This is a genomic window from Pseudomonas sp. D8002 (genome assembly GCF_013385695.1).
Lineage (GTDB): Bacteria > Pseudomonadota > Gammaproteobacteria > Pseudomonadales > Pseudomonadaceae > Aquipseudomonas.
This window is the reverse complement of sequence record NZ_JACAPM010000020.1, coordinates 1-14,433: the sequence shown is the minus strand read 5'-3', so window position 1 is coordinate 14,433 and position 14,433 is coordinate 1. Positions and strand designations below refer to the sequence as shown.

At 57.2% G+C, this 14,433-nt stretch carries 15 protein-coding genes; 7 read left to right on the top strand and 8 right to left on the bottom strand.

Annotated elements, in window-relative coordinates; translation table 11 throughout:
• Window positions 1-300: 300 nt before the first annotated feature.
• The 3 genes from HX807_RS11770 to HX807_RS11760 all read left to right on the top strand — a co-directional run bounded on the left by HX807_RS11770 (window position 301) and on the right by HX807_RS11760 (window position 2,874).
• A complete protein-coding gene (locus HX807_RS11770; protein ID WP_003214706.1) occupies window positions 301-705 on the top strand; it encodes a TraR/DksA C4-type zinc finger protein in 405 nt (134 codons plus the stop codon).
• Between the two features lie 169 nt (window positions 706-874).
• Window positions 875-2,545 carry a methyl-accepting chemotaxis protein gene (locus HX807_RS11765; RefSeq protein WP_371316469.1) on the top strand — a complete coding sequence of 557 codons (1,671 nt, stop codon included), beginning with the start codon at window positions 875-877 and terminating at the stop codon, window positions 2,543-2,545.
• 125 nt (window positions 2,546-2,670) lie between these two features.
• The gene (locus HX807_RS11760) at window positions 2,671-2,874 is read left to right on the top strand and encodes a hypothetical protein (protein WP_003214710.1); all 204 of its coding nucleotides are present in this window, start codon (window positions 2,671-2,673) and stop codon (window positions 2,872-2,874) included.
• 4 nt (window positions 2,875-2,878) lie between these two features.
• Here the strand turns inward: HX807_RS11760 and HX807_RS11755 are convergent, their stop codons facing one another.
• From HX807_RS11755 to HX807_RS11745, 3 genes are all read right to left on the bottom strand, one after another.
• Window positions 2,879-3,115: a DUF2789 domain-containing protein gene (locus HX807_RS11755; RefSeq protein WP_087694069.1), complete on the bottom strand. Its 237-nt coding sequence runs from the start codon at window positions 3,113-3,115 to the stop codon at window positions 2,879-2,881.
• 83 nt (window positions 3,116-3,198) lie between these two features.
• The gene (locus tag HX807_RS11750; RefSeq protein WP_003214713.1) at window positions 3,199-3,429 is read right to left on the bottom strand and encodes a hypothetical protein; all 231 of its coding nucleotides are present in this window, start codon (window positions 3,427-3,429) and stop codon (window positions 3,199-3,201) included.
• 141 nt (window positions 3,430-3,570) lie between these two features.
• Window positions 3,571-3,825: a hypothetical protein gene (locus tag HX807_RS11745; RefSeq protein WP_083853233.1), complete on the bottom strand. Its 255-nt coding sequence runs from the start codon at window positions 3,823-3,825 to the stop codon at window positions 3,571-3,573.
• A gap of 415 nt (window positions 3,826-4,240) precedes the next feature.
• On the opposite strand from HX807_RS11745, the gene HX807_RS11740 reads away from it, so the two are divergent.
• From HX807_RS11740 to HX807_RS11730, 3 genes are all read left to right on the top strand, one after another.
• On the top strand, window positions 4,241-4,690 hold the full coding sequence (locus HX807_RS11740) for a hypothetical protein (protein ID WP_003214715.1): 450 nt from the start codon (window positions 4,241-4,243) through the stop codon (window positions 4,688-4,690).
• Window positions 4,690-4,887 carry a hypothetical protein gene (locus tag HX807_RS11735; protein WP_008437165.1) on the top strand — a complete coding sequence of 66 codons (198 nt, stop codon included), beginning with the start codon at window positions 4,690-4,692 and terminating at the stop codon, window positions 4,885-4,887. Before HX807_RS11740 ends, HX807_RS11735 begins: the two co-directional genes overlap by 1 nt.
• 123 nt (window positions 4,888-5,010) lie before the next feature.
• The gene (locus HX807_RS11730) at window positions 5,011-6,027 is read left to right on the top strand and encodes an ABC transporter substrate-binding protein (protein ID WP_008437166.1); all 1,017 of its coding nucleotides are present in this window, start codon (window positions 5,011-5,013) and stop codon (window positions 6,025-6,027) included.
• A gap of 156 nt (window positions 6,028-6,183) precedes the next feature.
• On the opposite strand, the gene HX807_RS11725 is transcribed toward HX807_RS11730, so the two are convergent.
• Together HX807_RS11725 and HX807_RS11720 are read right to left on the bottom strand one after the other, a co-directional pair.
• The gene (locus HX807_RS11725) at window positions 6,184-8,310 is read right to left on the bottom strand and encodes a TonB-dependent siderophore receptor (RefSeq protein WP_177050042.1); all 2,127 of its coding nucleotides are present in this window, start codon (window positions 8,308-8,310) and stop codon (window positions 6,184-6,186) included.
• A gap of 95 nt (window positions 8,311-8,405) precedes the next feature.
• Window positions 8,406-8,795 carry a DUF2946 domain-containing protein gene (locus tag HX807_RS11720; protein ID WP_003214719.1) on the bottom strand — a complete coding sequence of 130 codons (390 nt, stop codon included), beginning with the start codon at window positions 8,793-8,795 and terminating at the stop codon, window positions 8,406-8,408.
• A gap of 93 nt (window positions 8,796-8,888) precedes the next feature.
• Here HX807_RS11720 and HX807_RS11715 point away from each other — a divergent pair, with 93 nt between their 5' ends.
• Window positions 8,889-9,326, top strand: a complete 438-nt coding sequence (locus HX807_RS11715) for a DUF3995 domain-containing protein (protein WP_003214721.1) — start codon at window positions 8,889-8,891, stop codon at window positions 9,324-9,326.
• A gap of 553 nt (window positions 9,327-9,879) precedes the next feature.
• On the opposite strand, the gene HX807_RS11710 is transcribed toward HX807_RS11715, so the two are convergent.
• From HX807_RS11710 to HX807_RS11700, 3 genes are all read right to left on the bottom strand, one after another.
• Entirely contained in the window at window positions 9,880-10,089 is a 210-nt protein-coding gene (locus HX807_RS11710; RefSeq protein ID WP_177050040.1) for a hypothetical protein, read from the bottom strand.
• Between the two features lie 206 nt (window positions 10,090-10,295).
• Window positions 10,296-10,934 carry a hypothetical protein gene (locus HX807_RS11705; protein WP_177050038.1) on the bottom strand — a complete coding sequence of 213 codons (639 nt, stop codon included), beginning with the start codon at window positions 10,932-10,934 and terminating at the stop codon, window positions 10,296-10,298.
• Window positions 10,931-14,433: RHS repeat-associated core domain-containing protein (locus HX807_RS11700; protein ID WP_177050036.1), on the bottom strand; the 3,503-nt coding region annotated here is incomplete at its 5' end. The genes HX807_RS11705 and HX807_RS11700, both read right to left, overlap by 4 nt.

Sequence of the window (14,433 nt, the reverse complement as noted above, 5' to 3'; positions counted from 1 at the left end):
CAAGCCCGCTCCCACATTTAACCGTTTGTCTTCTATATAGCTCCACAACACTGAATTTCTTGCTATAAACGCACTCCGATGACCATTCGCCGAGCCCGTCCTGGTGCCTTTGCGGGTTATCTTGGAAAAAATGCCTGTCATTTCAGTTGCTGAGCCCTCAAGTCGGCCTTAGACTGCCGCCCCTCGTAAATTGAGTGCCGGGTGGCGCTTGAAATGGACGGCGCCTTTCCGAGACCTGCAGAGGTCGGCCGGAACGCTCCCTTATTCGCCTTAATGCACGTATTTTTTATAGAGAAATCAATGACAAAGGAAAAGTTGCTGGCCATGCCGGCGGATGACTACATGAATGCCGAGCAGCACGCTTTTTTCGAGAAGTTGTTGCAGGACATGAAAGTGGAACACCACGAGCGCATCGAGCAGAACCGCATCGCCATTGAAAGCCTGGACACCCCGGCAGACCCGGCCGACGCTGCTTCTGTCGAAGAAGAGCGCACCTGGCTGGTGAACGCCATCGACCGCGACCAGCGCATGCTGCCGCAACTTGAGCAGGCCCTGGGCCGTATCAAGGAAGACTCCTTCGGCTGGTGCGACGACAGCGGCGAGCCTATCGGCCTCAAGCGCCTGCTGATCAGCCCGACCACCAAGTACTGCATCGAAGCGCAAGAGCGCCACGAGCAAATCGACAAGCACCAGCGTCAAGCCTGATGCCCCCCGTGTAGGAGCGAGCTTGCTCGCGAAGGTCGTTCACGATAACGCGGGAAACCTGATACCCAACGGTGCTCTCAGGTTCTTCGCGAGCAAGCTCGCTCCTACATAGATTTCGCCCGTATTACCGCTGTCTATTGATCTGCTGCAAGCCCCCCACTAAAGGCCCATGGATAATGGCCACATAGTGGCGTCTAATGCAGTCACAATAACGACAAGCAGCGGGGTAACGAACATGGCTGGAGACGGATCTCTCATGGGCGCAGCAGTGTCACCACCCGTGGTGGCGCGACAGTTGCCCGGCTGGTTGACGCCGCTCCTGCAAAGTACCGCCCTGGTGCTGTTGCTGTTGGGCCTGGCGTTCGCCCAACTCTCGATTTACCTGTGCCTGCCGGTGGCCCTGCTGCTGATCTGGCTGCCCCGCCTGAAACATCGCACCCACAATGCCGCACCGGCCGAAGCCACCGATGCAATCGGCGAGCTGACCCGCGACCTGTCCTACACCACCAGCCATAACGCGCTGTCTGCTGCCGGCGTGGCCTATTCGGTCAAGCAACTGGCGGCCAGGCTGCAATCTCAATTGGGCGCGGCGAAGCAGATCGTCAGCAGTGCCGAAGTGATGATCGGCACCGAGCAGCTCACCTCGCAACTGAGCCGCCAGGCCCTCGGTGCGGCCAGCCAGGCCCATCAGCGCAGTACCGAAGGGCGCGAGGTGCTGGCGCAGTCCATCACCCGTATGCACCAGCTCAGCCAGCGCGCCAACGACAGCCGTCAATTGATCGAGGCCTTGAGCCAGCGCAGCGAAGAAATCCAGCGCGTCACCCTGGTGATCCAGTCGATCGCCAGCCAGACCAACCTGCTGGCCTTGAACGCGGCGATTGAAGCCGCGCGGGCCGGTGAGCATGGTCGCGGGTTTGCGGTGGTCGCCGACGAGGTGCGTGGCCTGGCCGGGCGAACCGCCACGGCGACCGATGAAGTCGGGGTGATGGTGGCGGATATCCAGCAGCGTACCGCCCAGGTGGTGGAGCAGATCCGGCAATTGTCGGCGGATCTGCAATCCGGTGTAGAGCAGGTGGAGCACGCCGGCGAGCAACTGGACAGCATCGCCAGCCTGGCAGCGGATGTCGAAGGCCAGGTCAATGAAATCGCCCAGGGCACCGACACCAACCGCGCCCAACTCGACAGCCTGTTCCATGCGGTGGAGCAGATGCGCAGCGATTTGACCGTCAGCGACCAGCAGACCCAACAGTTGGCTGCCGCCGCCGTACAAATGGAAGGCCAGGCCGAAACCATCAGTGAACGCCTCGCCGAGGTCGGCCTGGACGACTACCACCAGCGCATCTATGACCTGGCACGCGAAGGCGCGAGCCGCATTGCCGCGCAGTTTGAAGCCGACGTCCTGCAAAACCGCATCAGCCTCGATGACCTGTTCGACCGCAGCTATACCGCCATTCCCAACACGCGGCCAAGCAAGTACCACACGCGTTTTGACGGCTACACCGACCAGGTGCTGCCGGCCATACAGGAAGCCCTGTTGCCCCGGCATGAGGGCCTGGTATTCGCCATCGCCTGCACGCCACAGGGTTATGTGCCAACCCACAACAAGGTGTTCTCCCAAGCGTTGACCGGCGATGCCCAAGTGGACGCGGTACAAAATCGTACCAAGCGCAAGTTTGAAGACCGCACGGGAATCCGCTGCGGCAGCCACCAGCAGGCGGTCTTGCTGCAGACCTACACCCGCGATACCGGGGAGTTGATGCACGACTTGTCCGTGCCGATCACGGTCAATGGCCGGCATTGGGGCGGCTTGCGCCTGGGCTACAGACCTGAGGGCCGCTGACCCACGAGGGCGATTGTTGCAGGTAATGCAAGGGAGCTATTCCGGGGATAGCTTTTTCCAACTGGAAGAAAACCGTAGCATGGCGAACATTGTTAGCCAGCTAACTAATTTTCCGGAGGCGCTCCATGCAAACCAAAGTCGATGTGGCTGTGATGATTGGCAGTGGCGTACCGCCCACCCTGCGTGCGCTGGGGCAAAAGGCCTGTTGGGTAGTGTTGCTCAATGGCGAGCAGCGCGGCACGGCGTTCGCCAGTCGCGATGAGGCTGAAGAGTGCAGGGCTGCCTGGGAGGCGCTGTTGCACCTGGAGCAGTCAGACAGCCTGCATTGAAGGCTCAGGGTTGCTGGTGCAGGCGCTGGTTCAGTTCGTCGACCGCGATCGCCCAGACTGCGTCTTCACGCAGTTCATCCTTAAGGAATTGGGCTTGTTGCGGTGACCAGAAATCCGCGTCAATCAGCTTTACGTCATTGGGCAGGGTGTGTTTGCCGATAAAGGCGTCAATCGCCTCGGGGGACGATTCCAGTCCAAGTTGTTCAAACAGGTCTTCGAGGGTGTAGGTCTGCGCTTCCATATCGTTCTCCATGCGGGCTGATCATCGTATGCATGGGAGGGTTGTTGCGGGACAGAGTTCGATCGGATTGTCGCGCCGGGTAATCAGGAGGTCAGCGCGCCGGAATCAACGGCGGCCTTAAGGGCTTTTGCGGCTTCCTTGGCAGCCGTGTTGGCAGCGTCTACGGTTTTGAACCAGCGGTCCTTTTCTACCTGGTGAGTCGTCACGGTGGTCAGGGGAGCCTTGGCCCGCATCACAATCACGGCCTGGAACTCACCGTCTACTTCCCTGGCTTCGCCATGGATGAAAAATTCGCCAATATCAAATTCCGTCACGTATAGCCTTCCCTTGGAGGTAATTGCGCTGATGAAACCTGAACCGCAAGGGCACAAATCTCAATGGACGGACCAGTATGGCAGTTGTTACGCGCTGGCGGCGCAGTAAAGTCAACCAGATGACGAAACGCCAGCCGCGCCTCAGCCGTGTGGCGCTTGCAGGATGGCTTCCAGCTGTCGGGCCAGTTCGCAGGCCTGGCTATGGCCGCTGCGAAAACCTTTGATCCGCCCACTGGGCACTTCAAGGATATGGAAAAAGTTTCTCCCGGCGGGGACTACCCGATAGAGCGCCGAATGCAGGCAACTGTCGTGGGTGTATAGGGAGTAGAATTGCCCGTCATCGATAAAAGATGAACCTGTGTTCGAAGGTGTGGCAATCGGTTGAGGTCGTTGCATAATCAGCTCCTGTCGATCGACATTGCGTACCCGCTTGCAGTATTTCGAGTGGTTTTGACCTGTGTTGCTGTTTTAGTATTGTCGTCAGTGTCCGGCGTCCGGTTCCATCCAAAGCATTAGTTTCTGTGTTGGATGTCGGAAACTGCATTTTTTAAAGGGTTATTGTCTGAAGTGGGTCGGCCAGTATTCTCTGGTCGTTAAACCTGTGATTTCCTGCAACGCCTGGCGACCTGCGTAAGGTGCGTCGGGCACGCCTGTACTAGTCTCATGGCCTGGCAGCGTGATCTTCTTCAGTTTTTATCAGTGGATTTGTTGTGTGATCGTGCCGTTTCCGGCCGTTTTTTTGTGCTGCCCGCTTGGGCGGACAGCACCCTTTTGATGTGGGGGCGTTTCCTTGGCAGTCAGTAATCTGGATATGCACGCGTTATTCGTGCTGGGTGATTTGCGCGCAAAGTTGGTCAAGCAGTTTCAATCCCGTTTCGTCTACGTCACTGAGCAGACACCTGAAGGTATCTACATCGCCGAGATCGATACCGAAGCGGCATTGGTGGTGGATGACAAACCGCGCCTGGAACTCAAGGTCGGTGATCATTTCCGGGCCGCTGTATTGCCCAGCCGCGAAGGCGGCAAGTTCGAACTGAAGTTTCGCGATATCAAGTTGACGGTGTATGGCCTGGGCGATTACGCCTTTGTGTCCTCGGCCGAAGGCCAGGGCATTGTGTTCAAGGAAGGCCACAGCGTGATGCTGGTGTTTGCCGCCAATGAGCAATTGGTAGAAGGCCTGACCAAGACCCTGAAGGCCGTCACCGGCAAGGCCGCCAAATGGCGCAAGGGTGAACTCGTGACCTTCAAGGCCAGCGAGTAATGAGCCAGGGTAGGGCGCAGTTCCACGAGCAGCACCTGCTCGATGCCCAAGCCACGGCGGCTCAATTGTTTGCCCGCAAGGCCGAGTTGCAGGGCGCCTGGTTGAGCTGGGTCGCCGGCCAACTGTATGAACTCAAGCCCGCCGAATTCGCCAGCATGGTGCGCCGCGAGTTGCAGCGGCTGAACAATCCTGCGTAAAAACCGGCAGCCTGCCATGTTCCTCGGAACCTCTACTACAGTTGAGTTGACTTAAGTATTCAGAGGCTTCGCGGTGTTACAGCAAAGCCATTCGCGATTGCTGTAAGGCATGAGGTGCAAAGCATGAAAGGAATTCGAGCACTGTTGGCAGCCTCACTGACGACCCTGAGTCTGTCGGTGGCGTCGCTGCCGGTATCAGCGGCCCAGGCGCCGATTCATTTTGCCGACCTGAACTGGGAAAGCGGCAGCCTGATCACCGAGGTGCTGCGGGTGATTGTCGAAAAGGGCTATGACTTGCCCACCGACACCTTGCCCGGCACCACCATCACCCTGGAAACCGCCCTGGCGAAAAACGACATCCAGGTAATCGGCGAAGAATGGGCCGGCCGCAGCCCGGTGTGGGTCAAGGCCGAGGCCGAAGGCAAAGTGGTGGGTCTTGGGGATATCGTCAAGGGCGCCACTGAAGGCTGGTGGGTGCCGGAGTACGTGGTCAAGGGCGACCCGGCCAAAGGCATCAAGCCCCTCGCGCCGGACCTGCGCAGCGTGAAGGATCTGGCGCGCTACAAGGACGTGTTCAAGGACCCGGAAGCACCGAGCAAGGGCCGTTTCCTCAACAGCCCGATTGGCTGGACCTCGGAAGTGGTCAACAAGCAAAAGCTCAAGGCCTATGGGCTTGACGACAGCTATGTGAATTTCCGCAGTGGCTCGGGTGCTGCGCTGGATGCCGAGATTGCTTCCTCGATCCGTCGGGGCAAGCCGGTGCTGTTCTACTACTGGTCGCCTACACCGTTGATGGGGCGCTACAAGCTGATCCAGCTGGAAGAGCCGCCATTTGATGCCGAGGCGTGGAAAACGCTGACCGATGCAGACAATCCTGACCCGAAACCTACACGTTCCCTGGCCTCCAAGCTGAGCATCGGAGTGTCCACGCCGTTCCAGAAGGAGCATCCGCAGATCGCCGAGTTCTTTGCCAAGGTCGACTTTCCGATCGAGCCGCTGAACAAGGCGCTGGCCGAAATGAGCGAGAAGCACAGCCAGCCGCGAGAAGTCGCCCAGGCATTCCTCAAGGATCATCCGGAAGTCTGGAAGGCGTGGCTGACTGAGGATGTGGCGCAGAAGGTCGAAGCCAGCCTGAAGTAACACCGATATAACAGCCCGATTGCGATCAAAAATGTGCGAGCGGGCTTGCTCGCGAAAGCGGTTTTTCAGCCAACATTTGTATTGACTGACTCACCGCTTTCGCGAGCAAGCCCGCTCCCACACTGACCTCATTCTTGCCTTGAAACTTGCTGGGCTTTAGAACTTCGTCTGCACCGCCAGCTCAAACGTCCTCGGTGACCCCAGGTAATACGCCGGCGACACATGGGCAAACTCGGCATACACCTCATTGGTCAGGTTGCGCACCCGGCCCGTCACGGAGGTGTGTTGATCCACCTTGCAAGTCAAAAACGTCCCGAACAAGGTATAGGCCGGCACCGTCAGGGTGTTGGCGTTATCGGCGTACACCGACGCCACATACCGCGCATCCACACCTCCCTGCCAATCCTCCGCAAAGTCATAGGTCAGCCACAGATTACCCACCTGCCTGGGCACATTGGTCGGCGTATTGCCCTTGCGCGACACCACGGCACCGCTGGCGGTTTTCTCGTTGAAGTCCTCGTATTCGGCATCGACCCAGGCGTAGTTGCCCTCCAGCAATAGCTTGGGCGTGACCCGCAACGAACTGGCCAGCTCGATACCCTTGGACGTCTGCGCGCCCACCGGAATGCTATTGGTCGGGTCCAGCGGGTCGGTGACGGCGAAGTCCTTGCGCTCGATCCGGTAGGCGGCCACCGTGGCGGAGCCGCGACCGTCCATGTAATCGAACTTGCTGCCCACTTCCCATTGCTTGCCGGTGGACACATCGAACACCTGGGTGGTGCTGCTCGGCTGTTCGGCGGCGGTGCTGTATTGCACGTAGACATTGGCTTGCGGGATGAACTGATACGTCAGGCCAATCCGCCCGGTCACCGGCTCCCAACTGCGTTTGACATGCCGCGGATTGCTGGCGGTGATATCCCGGTGGTTGGTGACTTCCAGGTCAATCGCGTCGTAGCGCAGGCCGGTGAGCAACGACAGCTTGTCGGTCAGGCCCAGGCGGTTCTCGAGGAACAATGCCTTGGTGGTGACGGCGTTGGTCTTGTCCGGATCGAAACCGGGCTTGGTGCCCGGGATGTCATAGAAATGCCCGGGATCATAGTTGTTCGGGTCCACCGTACTGTTGCCTGCCACATTCAACGGATTGTTGGTGGTGCTGTTGACCCTGTACTCGAAGCCGCCCGACCACGTGGTGCTCAAGCCGAAGAACGTGTCGTCATGGCGCAGCTCGAACTGGTTGCCGTTCTGCTCACCCTGGTGCCGTACCTGATAGGCCGTCGAGCGATTCACTGCGCTGTTATCAGCGTTGTACTGGTAGGTTTCCAGGTTGCGATAGTCGCGCTGGCTGTCGAGGTGATAGAGGGTATTTTTCAGCGTGGTGCTGTCATTGATCCGGTAGTCGATGATCGAGCGCACCCAGATCGTGCGTTGCTCATAACGACCGTCGGCCACGTTGTAGTTGTTGAAGCGGTTGTGTTTGTCGATCTTCAACTCGCCCGACTTCGGGTTGAGCACCGGTGTGCCCCAGTAGGGGCTGTCCTCGTGTTCGTCCTGATATTCCAGGGCCAGGGTGTGGGACAGGTTCGGGGTGAAATCACTCAGCAGGGAAAACGCCACGCTCCAGGCATCGCGCTGTTGGCGATCGATATAGGTGTGGTTGGTGTTGCGGCTTACGTCCAGGCGCGCGTAATGCTGGACCTCGGCGCCCGGCTCGGTCAGGGCGTGGTTCAGGCCGAAGGCCATTCCGGCAGTGTCGTAGCTGCCATAGGTGAGCTGACCTTCGGCGGCCTGTTCCTCACGGGTAGCCAGCTTGGTCACGTAGTTCAGCGAACCACCGACGGAGCCGGCGCCGTTGATCAGCGAGGAGGGCCCGCCCACCAGTTCGACTCGGTCATAAATCCACGCATCCACGGGGCGAGCCAGGCCGCCGGACACCGCGACGCCATTGAACATCTGGGTAATCTGGCTGCTGGTAAACCCTCGATAGGAAATGAAACCGCCAAACCCCGGCGGCGCGCTGGCGTTGACCCCGGGCAGGGTATTGGCCGCGTCCTGGAAGGTCTTGGCGCCTCGGCGCTCGATGTCATTGCGGTTGGCAATGCTGATGGACGCCGGGGTTTCCCGCACGCTCAGCCCCAGGCGCGAGGCCATGCCACTGGACTGATCCAGGGCCAGGCCGGCATCACCGGTTTGCTCGCCATCAATGGTGGTCGGTGCCAGCTCAATCGCCCAGGTGCTGACAGGCAGGCAGCCGAACAGGCCCGCCAAAAGGGGTAAATGTTTCATGGTTGAATCCTGAAAAACTTGGCTTGAAAACAACCCAGTGCCGTCCGCACTCCCGGGGGAGGCAGCCGCGTGGGCCAATCAGAAAAGCGCAGGTATCAGGCGAAGGCGGGCGGGGCGCGCGGATTAGCCGCAGGCCAGGTGAAGCGGGCAGGGATGTCGGCACTGGCAACGATGGCGGGCGGCGGCGCATGGGGTTGCGGAAGCACCGCCACATTGAGGCTGGAGTTGAGCGCCGGGCCCATGCCGCCGGTGGAGCACAGCGGGCAACCGAAGGCTTTCGAGAGCGTGGGCAGGGATTCATCGGTGGACTTGTAAGGCGCCGGCGCCTGGGTGCGCGGGTCCACCGTACAGAACTGGCCGCCGATGCCGTTGAGCTGCATCCCGACCATTTGCCCGTGGCCGATGCTGCAGGCGAACACATTGAACAGGACGCAGCAGTAGAGCATCCAGGCAATGAGCGAGCGGTCGGTACGGGCGAGTTTCATGGGGCGGCACTTTACCATCAGCCGCCGACGAATTGCCTGCAAAAAATCTCAAGAGGGCTATCCTCTCTCGGACTTTTCCAAGGATATCCAGCCATGAGCTTTTTAGTCGCGCGATGGATCGTCGGGGTTTTTGGCTTTATCAGCCTGGTGCATTTGTACTGGGCGGCCGGCGGCAAATTGGGTGTGACGGCGGCTATTCCGCAGCTGCCGGGTGAATTCGCCAGCGGGCCGCGACCGGCGTTCAAGCCGTCGGCACTGGGAACGTTGCTGGTGGGTGTGGGCTTGGTGGCGATTGCGGTGCTGGTGTGTTTGCGGGCCGGGCTGTATTTCGAGCCGGTGTCCAACCATGCGTTGCAGTGGGGGATTAGTGCAGTAGCACTGGTGATGTTTGCCCGGGCGATTGGGGATTCAGAGCTGGTGGGTTTTTTCAAGAAGGTCGGCGGGTCGCGGTTTGCGCGGCTGGATACGTTTTTTTACTCGCCGCTGTGTTTGGTGTTGGGGGCGGGGTTGTTGGTGGTGGCGTGGAGTTGAGGGGAACGTTTGCCGCAGTAGAGTGAGGGCTGCGTTGTATAAACTACATTCCCGCCTGATGATACGACGTCAGGTGGCCCACAGAAATCAAAGGCTTAGGAAGTAGTGCGTAGGGTATAGGTTAGGTGATCCGTCCGGGCTGCAAAATTTTGTTGTTACACCAGAGCTGGATTTTTTTGTTTCGAATCTGTACTCAAATAAGTCGATAGCATTTTTTTGCCCGATCTAGATATTAAAATATTTAATTTCTCGGTTTTAAATTTTCATTGTGTTACATGCGCAATGGCTCAATTTTTTTGAGCGTTGGTTTAAGTAAGGCAATCGGTATTTTTATCTGTTTGTTGCAATGTCAGTGAAAGCTCACGTCAATTCTCTCTACTTCCAATCTGATAAGTTGTTCGTTTAATGCTGGATGCTCGTAGTGCAAGTCTTGATCGTCAAGTGGCGTAAACGTGTGAAAAGTCTCGTTGCAAAGCCTTCCAAACAGAAAATAAGCATAGCCATGGCCTGTTTTTTCAACCAGACAATCGACTGTGTCGATCCTGATGACTTCTTAGTCGTCGGATAGATTTATTGTCAGATCTACATCATAGGTTTTTCCTACTTCGATCTCATAAGGGAAAAAGCTGACGAAGCAATTCAATATGGTGCCGTCGATGAGCAACGTCACATCCTCTTCAACGTGCTCGCTGAGCGCCACCACCTTTGTTTTTTTGTGATTATTCGATGTGAAGCCTGATGGTTTTTTCAGTGAGATCGCCATTTATCGTCCTCCAAAAAACGTTTCCGCTTTTGGTGTGTAGTATTGTTTTTTGGTCACGGCAAGTAGTCGCAGCAAAGAAACAGAGTGAGGCGGATTTATTTGGTTAAAATATCCTGCGTCAAGAGGAGAGACTCTTTTTTGAGTCGAACGTTTAGGTACGTCGCAATTCATGATGTTTGGTGGGAAGTTTGGCTTTCGGCTATTCTTCATGTGTGAATATAACTGTAGACCTCTCGTTGGGTGATTTCTCGGATCTCATTTTTTTGAATCGCGCTGACTAGTTTCTCTTGAACATCAATCATGCTTATAAATTGAGCGGCGGCATGTGTTTCTGAATCAAAGAACCTGCAAAGCACGGTTTGTGGATGAATCTCAAGGAAAGTTTTTATATTTTTGGTAGTCACTTTTTTTTCGAAAATAGTCATGTCGGTCCAAAGCTGTTCTATTGAAGGGACTGACTTTTGCATAATCAAAATTGTTTCGCTTGAACCTTCCAGTGCGGAATTTTTTATATCTCTGGGCAAGGTTGGAATGTTTTTTATTATCGAATATATGTTGGTGCTATCATTTTTTCCGAATAGATCTCCATTTTTTATCTGACCAGCCAATTCCTTTTTTAGTAGGTATTCCTCGGTCCTGGAGTAAAAATCTCCCCACCCTATCGACCGCCATTCCCGCTTGATCGGCCATTCTTCTACTAAGCACTCCGCCACGTTGCACCAGGAATCCCAAACGCAGCGAAAGTCATGGTCAATTAAGGTTAATGTGGAAAACTGAGAGTCATCTATCTGTTCTACCCCGTTCCAAGGTTTTACTCCAGTTTCATTTATATATGCGGTTTTCATGGCTTTCTCTTGAAGTATGTATGTGAGTCATCGCCAATCCTCAAAGGCACCTTTATTCCTCCAATCGTGTTTTTTGTGTTGAAGTGTGGACCGTGATTGCCCTCTACATGACCTAGGGAGTGTTCATAAATCTTAGTGACATGACCTTTTTTAAGGCTGAAAACATATATCCTGCCCGATATGTATCTATCTTGATCACGGATCTTATCCCTTTCAACCGCTATAGGCTGTGCGCTTCGTGGAATACCACCAATCTCTTTAGCTCTTCTCAGCGCTCCATTTCTTGAGAGCTTACTATCGAATCCTTTAGGTGGCTCTACGTCGCCTTCGTTTACCTTGGCTTTGCTCGTGGGATCTTCAGCGCGGTGCGTCGGCTTACATCCATCCCCACCCGGACAGGTATTCAACCCCAACGGATCCACCCACCCCGTCGGGTTGGGCACGTACTGGTATCCGTTCAGCCCACCCGCCAGCTTCACGGGATCGGGCGTCAGGTAGCGGCCAATATCCGGATTGTAGTAGCGATGGCGGTTGTAGTGCAGCCCGCTTTCCGGGTCGAAGTATTGGCCCTGGAAGCGCAGCGGGTTGGTAACGGTGTTGACGTCCAGCTTCGCGATTTGGCCGTAGGCGCGGTAGTGCGCTGACCACACTATTTCGCCATCGGATGCGGTGAGTTCTTGCGGGGTACCGAGGTGGTCGAGTTGGTAGTGGAAGGGCTTTACGTCTTCCGGGCCGTAGCCTTTCAGCAGTGCTAACGGGCGGAAGCTGTTGGGTTCGTAGATATAGCTTTGGTGGTTATCAGTGCTGTGTTCGGCGATTAATGTTTCGCCTTGCCAGAAGAACTCGGTGGTCTGACCGTTGAGGGTTTTGGCGATACGCCGTCCAAACGGGTCGTAGCGATATGTGGCTTCGGTGCCGTCCGGCTGGGTGACGCTGATCAGGCGATGCTGACAGTCGTAGCGGTATTCGGTAACCAACTGTTGAGCCCGGCCCCGGCGTTCGCGCAGCAGATTGCCGAAAGCGTCGTAGTCGTAGTGACGGTCGCCTTGCATCAGCAGGCGGTTGCCTTTGACGACGCTGGGCCCTACGCGGTCTTGCATCAGCAGGTTGCCCGCCGGGTCGTGGACGAAGCGTTCCTGCAGGTCGTGCGAGTGGTTGGCGCGGGTCAGGCGGTCGAGCGGGTCGTAGTGGTAGTCGTGCTGGCCTTTTCGAGTGTCGAGGATGCGGGTGAGGTTGCCGCGTTTGTCGTAGTTGTATTGGCGGCGCTGGTAGCGTTGTTCCTGTTGGGTGATGGCGTGGGCGTGCAGGCGGCCCTGGTCGTCATAGTGGTAGTGGCTGAGGAGTTGGCCTTGCTGGCGTTGGTGTTCGCGGCCGGATTTGAACAGGTGCGAGGTGAGCAGGTTGCCGTTGAGTTCGATGGTGGCGAGGTCGCCGCCTTTTTCGTGGTGGAAAGCGAGGCGGTTGTTGTCGGGCAGGCGCAGGTAGTTGAGTTGCCCGCATTCGTCGTAGCGGTAGCGCAACGTGCCCCAGCCCTGGTGTTCGGCGGTGAGGCGGTTTTGCAGGTCGTATTCGTAATGCAGCGGCCAATGACCGTCGTCGACGCTGAGGAGATTGCCGAGGCGGTCGTAGGTGTAATCGACAATGCTGCGGTCGGGCAGGGTTTTTCTTACGAGACGACCGGCAGCATCGCGCGCATAACCGGTAACCAACTGACTGCCTTCATCGCCGTATTCAGTCTTTTCCAGCAGATGCCCGGCGAGGTCGTAGGCATAGGCAGTACGCCGGCCATCAAACCCGGTTTCCTGCTGGATCAGGCCGTTGGGGTGATAGTCGAGCCGATAGGTTTCGCCGACCTCGTTTTCAATCTCGGTCAGTAACAGCCGAACATTGTCATAACGGTATTTAAGCTGCGTGCCGTCCGGATTAATCCGACGGCTGATCAGGTGCAAACCATCGGCGTATTCGTAGCGGGTGACGCGGCCTAACTCGTCGCGCTCAGCAGTGATTTTTCCGTACGGGTTGTAGCTGAATTCGCGTGTGGCCCCGTCAGGCTGAATCACTTTCAGCAAACGACCTACGGCGTCCCACTGATACTGGGTCAGCGCACCATGCTCATCCTCGCAAGCCACCTGCCGCCCCAGCTCGTCATAGCGATAACGCCGCACACCGCCATTCGCCAGTTTTTCCTCAATGAGCTGGCCGCGTTCGTTCCAGATAAAGCGTTGGCTGCTGTTATCCGGATACCAAACACCCGTGAGCTTTCCGTGTTGGGTGTAGGTGTATTCGGTGTAATTGCCGTCCGGATCAGTCTTGCGAGTGATATCGCCTTGATCGTTACGCTGGTATTTCCACACCGCGTCACCACGGCGCACAACCCGTACGAACCCGTTGTCATGCTCGTAGGACGTCGGCGTATCGTCCCCGGGAAACAGCGCAATCAACCGACCGGCTTCGTCGTACTGATAGGCCGTCACCGCTCCCAGCGGATTCTGCTCGACCGTCAGCCGGCCTTTTTCATCGTAGGATTTGAAGTGCTGCGCGCCGTCCGGATCGATCCGCTGCACCAGCCGTGCGCGCTGGTCGTGTACGTAGACTTCCTGGCTGCCATCGGCGTTGTGTACGGTGACCGTGCCGTTGTCATCCCACACATACCGCGTGTCCATCTGCGAAAAACTGGCCCAGTGCCGGACGCACCTTGCCGCCTTGCCGGACCGTTCCCACTCCCAGAAGAAACTCGCCCCACCGGCCAGTTCCCGCTCCAGGATCACCTGCTGATCGTCGTACCGATAACGCTCGCTTTCGCCTACCGCGTTGGTCGCCTCAACCAACCGCCAGGCATCGTCGTACGTGTAGGCAACAACGTTCTGCTCGGTAACCCAGTCCAGTTCCCGCTGCACCTGATAGTCGACGGCAACGATATGGCCGCGCTCATATCGCAGCAGCAATGCCTGGCCAACATGGTTATCGATCCGCTGAATCCGCCCGGAATAATCGCGAGCAATGCGCAGTCGGTTGTCATACGCATCGCTGATCGCCGTCAGCACACCGTCACGGAAGTGGTAGAAAAGCGACGCCTGAGCCAGCACCCATTCATCCGGCAAAGCACCCAGATAAATCGCCGCTTCCGCCAGGCTATTGGTGATCGCCGGCCGTGCAGCAGAGGGCAGGGGAAAGGTGGTGCTGCGGTTTTCGTGATCGGTCCACACCACCGATTCGCCGCTCACCACCAAGCGCTGCGCCAGCGCATGACTCCAGCCAAACCCCAACCCGCAATCCACTTCCACGGCACTGCTGCGATACAACCGCGTCCAGGCAAACGGCAGGACACCCTCCAACGAGCCATCCGTAAGGGTCAGCAGTTCCTCACCAGTAACCATCGAAACCGGGCAGCCATTGGTACAGGTATTCGCCGAACAGACCGAAGCATCCCCATTGGGGTTTTTCGCCGAAGCCGGGGCATCATCCACATGTTCTTGCTTCACCAGCGCCGTGCGCGCCG

Coding starts and splice junctions, on each gene's coding strand:
- HX807_RS11755 (WP_087694069.1), bottom strand. CDS start 3,115: ATGGAAGCGCAGACCTACACCCTCGAAGACCTGTTTGAACAACTTGGA.
- HX807_RS11730 (WP_008437166.1), top strand. CDS start 5,011: ATGAAAGGAATTCGAGCACTGTTGGCAGCCTCACTGACGACCCTGAGT.
- HX807_RS11740 (WP_003214715.1), top strand. CDS start 4,241: ATGCACGCGTTATTCGTGCTGGGTGATTTGCGCGCAAAGTTGGTCAAG.
- HX807_RS11735 (WP_008437165.1), top strand. CDS start 4,690: ATGAGCCAGGGTAGGGCGCAGTTCCACGAGCAGCACCTGCTCGATGCC.
- HX807_RS11765 (WP_371316469.1), top strand. CDS start 875: ATGGATAATGGCCACATAGTGGCGTCTAATGCAGTCACAATAACGACA.
- HX807_RS11725 (WP_177050042.1), bottom strand. CDS start 8,310: ATGAAACATTTACCCCTTTTGGCGGGCCTGTTCGGCTGCCTGCCTGTC.
- HX807_RS11705 (WP_177050038.1), bottom strand. CDS start 10,934: ATGAAAACCGCATATATAAATGAAACTGGAGTAAAACCTTGGAACGGG.
- HX807_RS11710 (WP_177050040.1), bottom strand. CDS start 10,089: ATGGCGATCTCACTGAAAAAACCATCAGGCTTCACATCGAATAATCAC.
- HX807_RS11720 (WP_003214719.1), bottom strand. CDS start 8,795: ATGAAACTCGCCCGTACCGACCGCTCGCTCATTGCCTGGATGCTCTAC.
- HX807_RS11760 (WP_003214710.1), top strand. CDS start 2,671: ATGCAAACCAAAGTCGATGTGGCTGTGATGATTGGCAGTGGCGTACCG.
- HX807_RS11745 (WP_083853233.1), bottom strand. CDS start 3,825: ATGCAACGACCTCAACCGATTGCCACACCTTCGAACACAGGTTCATCT.
- HX807_RS11770 (WP_003214706.1), top strand. CDS start 301: ATGACAAAGGAAAAGTTGCTGGCCATGCCGGCGGATGACTACATGAAT.
- HX807_RS11715 (WP_003214721.1), top strand. CDS start 8,889: ATGAGCTTTTTAGTCGCGCGATGGATCGTCGGGGTTTTTGGCTTTATC.